A 4,329-nucleotide genomic window follows, 5' to 3' on the forward strand; every position below is an offset into this window, starting at 1 on the left:
CCCGGCGGGGCACCACCGTCGGTATTCCGCCCCACACCGCGGGCTACACCCCGCCCCCCTTCGGTCGGCGGGGGGGGGGGGGCCCGGGGGGCCCCCCCCCCCCCCCGGGGGGGGGGGGCCCCGCCGCGTCGGGTCAGGCCGAGGCCTCGTCCAGCAGCGCGGTCTGCTCCGGGGTGAGCCGCAGCGTGGCGCCCGCCAGCAGCGGGGGCAGCTGGTCGACGGTGCGGGCGCTGGCGATCGGGGCGGCGACCGTCGGGCGGGCGGCCAGCCAGGCCAGGGCGATACTCGCGGGCTCGACGCCGTGCTCGGCGGCGACCGAGTCCAGCGTGGCCAGCACCTTCGGGCCGCGCGGCTCGGCCAGGTAGCGGGCGGCGCCCTCGGCCCGGGCGCTGTCGACGTCGGCGCCGCCCGGGCGGTACTTGCCGGTCAGGAAGCCGGAGGCGAGCGCGTAGTAGGGCACGGTGGACAGGCCGTGCTCGGCGACCACCTCGGCCAGCGGGCCCTCGAAGGTGGCGCGGGAGACCAGGTTGTAGTGCGGCTGCACCGCGACGTACTTGGCCAGGCCCTCGCGCTCGGCGAAGGACAGCGCCTCGGCGAGCCGCTCGGCGGAGATGTTGGAGGCGGCGACGGCCCGGACCTTGCCCGCGCGGACCAGCTCGTCCAGGGCCGTCACGAACTCCTCGACCGGGGTGTCGTCGTCCCGGTGGGTGTAGTAGAGGTCGATGTGGTCGACGCCCAGTCGGCGCAGCGAGCCCTCGACGGAGGACTTGATGGTGGCCGCGGCCAGTCCGCTCGCCTCGGGGTGGCTGCCGACCTTGGTGGCGATCACGAACTCGTCGCGGTTGCCCCGGCTGCGCAGCCAGTTGCCGATGACCGTCTCGGACTCGCCGCCGGTGTTGCCGGGGGCCCAGGCGGAGTAGACGTCGGCGGTGTCGACGAAGTTGCCGCCGGCGGCCGCGTAGGCGTCCAGCACGGCGAAGGACTGCTGTTCGTCGGCCGTCCAGCCGAAGACGTTGCCGCCGAGCGAGAGCGGGTGGACGGACAGGTCGGAGGTGCCGAGGCGGACCCGGCTCTGGTTTCCGGTCATGACCGAAGTCAACCCGCTTGTGCGGCAGCGCATTCCGTCGATCACACGGAATTCACGTTCCGGTCGTACCGCCGTCGCACGCGCGGGTGGTGTGTTCGCCCGAGGAGGGGTCCGGGGTGTGCCTGAGGTGGGCGGATTCGTTAGAGTCCGTGCCATGGCTGACAACGACTACGACCCCGCCGGTAGCACCCAGATGTTCCGGGCGTTCGTCGACGAGACCCCGGCGCGTCAGGCACCGGGTTCCGTCTCCACCTACGGCAGCAGCAAGAACAGCGGCAGTCGCACCGGCGTGATCGCGCTGGTCGCGGTCGTCGCCCTGGTCGTCCTGGGCGCCGTCGTCTGGCTGGCGGTCAAGTGACCCTCGCGCGGGTGGCCCCGGTCCGGGTCACCCGCGCGACGGTACGCACCGTGAGGACCGGCCTCAGCAGGGCTTGCGCCAGGCGTTGAGGTCGAGCTTCTTCTGCATCGAACTGAAGCCCAGCGCCTTGGTCTTGGCGCAGAACTGATCCGTGTCGAGCTTGTACTCGACGTGGAAGACCGCCTTGCCCGCCTTGATGAAGGGCGACACCCGGTCGCACTCGTCGAACTGCGAGCACTCCTCGTTGACCGCGAAGTCGAAGTCCGGCAGCAGCGCGGGGATCTGGTCGAGGTCGTTCTTCAGTCCGATCGCCATGCCGCGTTCGTGCGCGAGCTGGGCCAGCATGCGGTTGTACGCGAGCTGGTCGTCCGGGGTGAGCGGGAAGCCGCTGTTCTGGTTGTAGGCCTCGATGGTGTCCGGTTCGATGGCGTCGAAGCCCTTGCTCCGGCACATGTCGAAGCGGGCCGCCATCAGTGGCTTCAGCTGGTCGAGCTTGCGGATGTCGAACCACTTCTCGCCCTTCCAGCCGGTGTCCGAGCCCTGCAGGGACTTGGCGAAGGCGGCGGAGTCGGGGCGGAAGTCCTCCCAGGAGCCGGCGTTGATGTAGCAGATCACCTTGCGGCCCTTGGCGTGCAGCGCGGCGACCACCGAGGCGTCGTTCTCGAAGCCGTCGATGTCGTAGACCGGCACGTCCACCGACTGGTCCACGGTGCCGCCGAGCTGCCACTGCCAGGCCAGGCCGGGGGTGGGCTGCCAGCGGGCGCCGGCCGGCGGGGTGGTGGTGCCGGGCGGGGTGGTGCCCGGCGGGGTGCCCGGGGCGGTGGTGCCGCTCGGGGTGCCGGGGGCCGAGCTGGTGCCGGTCCCGCTCGGCGTGCCGGGCGTCCCGGTGCCGGGGGTGCTCGGGGCGGTGGCCGTCGGCGAGGTGCTCTGGGAGCCGTCGGCCGAGTCGTGGTCGTCCTCCGAGCCCGAGCTGCTGCACGAGCTGACCAGCAGGGCGGTGGCGGTGGCGAGGGCCAGGGCGGCCGGCAGCAGCCGGTTGCGGCGGTTCACGGTAGTCGAACTCCGGGTCGGGTCAGGTCAGTTCGGCGGCGGTCAGATCGTGGGGCAGGGTGCGCCAGGGGTTCTCCCCGGCGCCCGGTACGGCACAGCCGACGCCGGCTCGCCGGGCGGCGATCAGTGCCCGGGCGTCCTGGGCGGCTTCGGCTGGGACGTCGTAGACCAGGTGGCAGAAGCGGGAGGCCGCGTGGCGGCCGGTCCACAGTGGCAGGGTCATCGCGCGGTACGCGTCCCAGTCGCCCTCGAAGGTGACCAGCAGGTCGGCCAGGCCGACCTCGGCGTAGCCGGGGTCCGGGTGCTCGCCGTGGCCGAACACCACGGTGCCGCAGCCGGCCGCCCGGGCGGCCGTCGCGAGGCGCCGGTAGTGCGCGAGCGCGCCCGGGTGGGTGGCGACCTGGTCGAGGTAGACGCCGGTGATGCCGTGTCGCTGGCGGTACGTCAGGATGTCCGCGACCACGGCCGCGTGGGGCCGGCGGCCGTAGTCGGTGTCGGCGTAGCCGACCAACGGCAGCCCGGCCGCGCGGAGTTCCTCGGCGGCCTCGGCGAAGACGTGGTCCGGGTGCTCGCCCGGGCCGTCCGCGAGGTTGAGCACCACGGCGGCGATCCGGGCGGGGTCGGCGGCGGCGACCGCCCGCCAGGCCGCCGGGTCCACCGCGGGGTGGACGTACAGCGGCACCAGCAGGCGGCCGTCGGGGGTGGTCCCGGTCATGCGACCACCGGGGTCGGCGCGGGCTCGGCGGTGCTGAGCCACAGGTCGCGCAGGGTGTCGGCGAGGTCGGTCGCCGGGCGCCAGCCGAGTTCCCGGGCGGCGGCCGACACGTCGGCCTGCTGCCAGGAGACCGCGGCGGAACGCTCGGAGCCGGCCCCGCTCTCGTCGATCCGGCCGGTGAAGCCGGCCGCCGCGACCAGGCCGTCGGCGATCGCCCGGACCCGCTGGGCCCGGCCGGAGGCGAGGTTGAGCACCCGGGGGAGCGGGCCCTCGGCGGTGACGGCCAGGCCGACCGCCGCGGCGATGTCCCGGGCGTCGACGAAGTCCCGGAAGGCGGAGAGGTCGCCGACCGTGACCACGCCGTCGGCACCCCGGGGCGCCACCCGGCGCAGCTCGGCCGCCAGCCGGCCGGGCAGCGAGCCCGCCGGTGCGCCCGGGCCGACCGGGTTGAACACCCGCAGCACCACGGCGTCCAGCGCCGAGCCGGCCACCGCGAGGGAGCCGGCCAGCTTGGTCGCGCCGTACACGCCCACCGGGCGGGCGTCGGCCTGCTCGGTCAGCGACTCGCCCTCGGCGCAGACGCCGTACTCGCCGGCCGAACCGATGTGCACCAGCCGGGCCTTCGGGGCGCCCAGGGCGAGCGCCTCGCAGAGCACCGCCGGTCCGCGGGCGTTCACCTCGGCGAGCTTGACCGCGCTGCCGGCCACCGCGCCGGCGAAGTTGACCACCACGTCGGGGGCCAGCGCGGCCAGTTCCTCACCGAGCGGGCCGGCCTGGGCGGTGCCCAGGTCCAGCCGGAGGTCGTGGGCGGGACGCCGGCCCGCGGTCAGCACGGTGGCCCCGGGCAGTGACCGCAGGACGGCGGAGGCGTGACGGCCGAGGAAGCCGTCGCCGCCGAGCAGCAGGATTCTCACGCGGCCCGTCCGTCGCTCTCGGCGCCCGCGGCGGCGGGCTCGTCGACGGTGGCGTCCGGGGCGGTGCGGGCGGCCGGGATCGGCAGCTCCGCGAGGCCCGGCGTGGCGCCGGTCGACTCGAAGGGCATCAGGACCGGGCGGATCGAGGAGAACTCGGCGTTCGCCCGGTCGTAGTCGTCCGGGCGGCCGATGTCCAGCCAGTAGC

At 74.8% G+C, this 4,329-nt stretch carries 5 protein-coding genes and 1 pseudogene; 1 reads left to right on the plus strand and 5 read right to left on the minus strand.

The features are described 5' to 3' along the window. Positions 1 to 133: 133 nt before the first annotated feature. On the minus strand, positions 134 to 1,087 hold the full coding sequence (locus ACIP4P_RS12165) for an aldo/keto reductase (protein ID WP_400917123.1): 954 nt from the start codon (positions 1,085 to 1,087) through the stop codon (positions 134 to 136). A gap of 154 nt (positions 1,088 to 1,241) precedes the next feature. Here ACIP4P_RS12165 and ACIP4P_RS12170 point away from each other — a divergent pair, with 154 nt between their 5' ends. Continuing rightward, positions 1,242 to 1,445 carry a hypothetical protein gene (locus ACIP4P_RS12170; RefSeq protein ID WP_350517448.1) on the plus strand — a complete coding sequence of 68 codons (204 nt, stop codon included), beginning with the start codon at positions 1,242 to 1,244 and terminating at the stop codon, positions 1,443 to 1,445. 63 nt (positions 1,446 to 1,508) lie between these two features. Here ACIP4P_RS12170 and ACIP4P_RS12175 read toward each other — a convergent pair whose 3' ends face one another. The 4 genes and pseudogenes from ACIP4P_RS12175 to ACIP4P_RS12190 all read right to left on the minus strand — a co-directional run. After that, on the minus strand, positions 1,509 to 2,495 hold the full coding sequence (locus ACIP4P_RS12175; protein WP_400917125.1) for an endo alpha-1,4 polygalactosaminidase: 987 nt from the start codon (positions 2,493 to 2,495) through the stop codon (positions 1,509 to 1,511). 22 nt (positions 2,496 to 2,517) lie between these two features. Next, on the minus strand, positions 2,518 to 3,210 hold the full coding sequence (locus ACIP4P_RS12180) for a spherulation-specific family 4 protein (protein WP_400917127.1): 693 nt from the start codon (positions 3,208 to 3,210) through the stop codon (positions 2,518 to 2,520). Continuing rightward, positions 3,207 to 4,124 (minus strand): NAD(P)-dependent oxidoreductase, encoded by a 918-nt coding sequence (locus tag ACIP4P_RS12185; protein ID WP_350517445.1) that lies wholly within the window; start codon positions 4,122 to 4,124, stop codon positions 3,207 to 3,209. Before ACIP4P_RS12185 ends, ACIP4P_RS12180 begins: the two co-directional genes overlap by 4 nt. After that, positions 4,121 to 4,329: pseudogene (locus tag ACIP4P_RS12190) on the minus strand (hypothetical protein); the annotation flags it as partial. The pseudogene ACIP4P_RS12190 and the gene ACIP4P_RS12185, both read right to left, overlap by 4 nt.

The organism is Kitasatospora sp. NPDC089509, assembly GCF_044749365.1.
In the GTDB taxonomy this organism is placed as follows: Bacteria; Actinomycetota; Actinomycetes; order Streptomycetales; family Streptomycetaceae; genus Kitasatospora.

What these genes read in the sequence shown, in the direction of transcription:
- ACIP4P_RS12165 (WP_400917123.1), bottom strand. Translation starts at nt 1,087, where the DNA reads ATGACCGGAAACCAGAGCCGGGTCCGCCTCGGCACCTCCGACCTGTCC.
- ACIP4P_RS12180 (WP_400917127.1), bottom strand. Translation starts at nt 3,210, where the DNA reads ATGACCGGGACCACCCCCGACGGCCGCCTGCTGGTGCCGCTGTACGTC.
- ACIP4P_RS12170 (WP_350517448.1), top strand. Translation starts at nt 1,242, where the DNA reads ATGGCTGACAACGACTACGACCCCGCCGGTAGCACCCAGATGTTCCGG.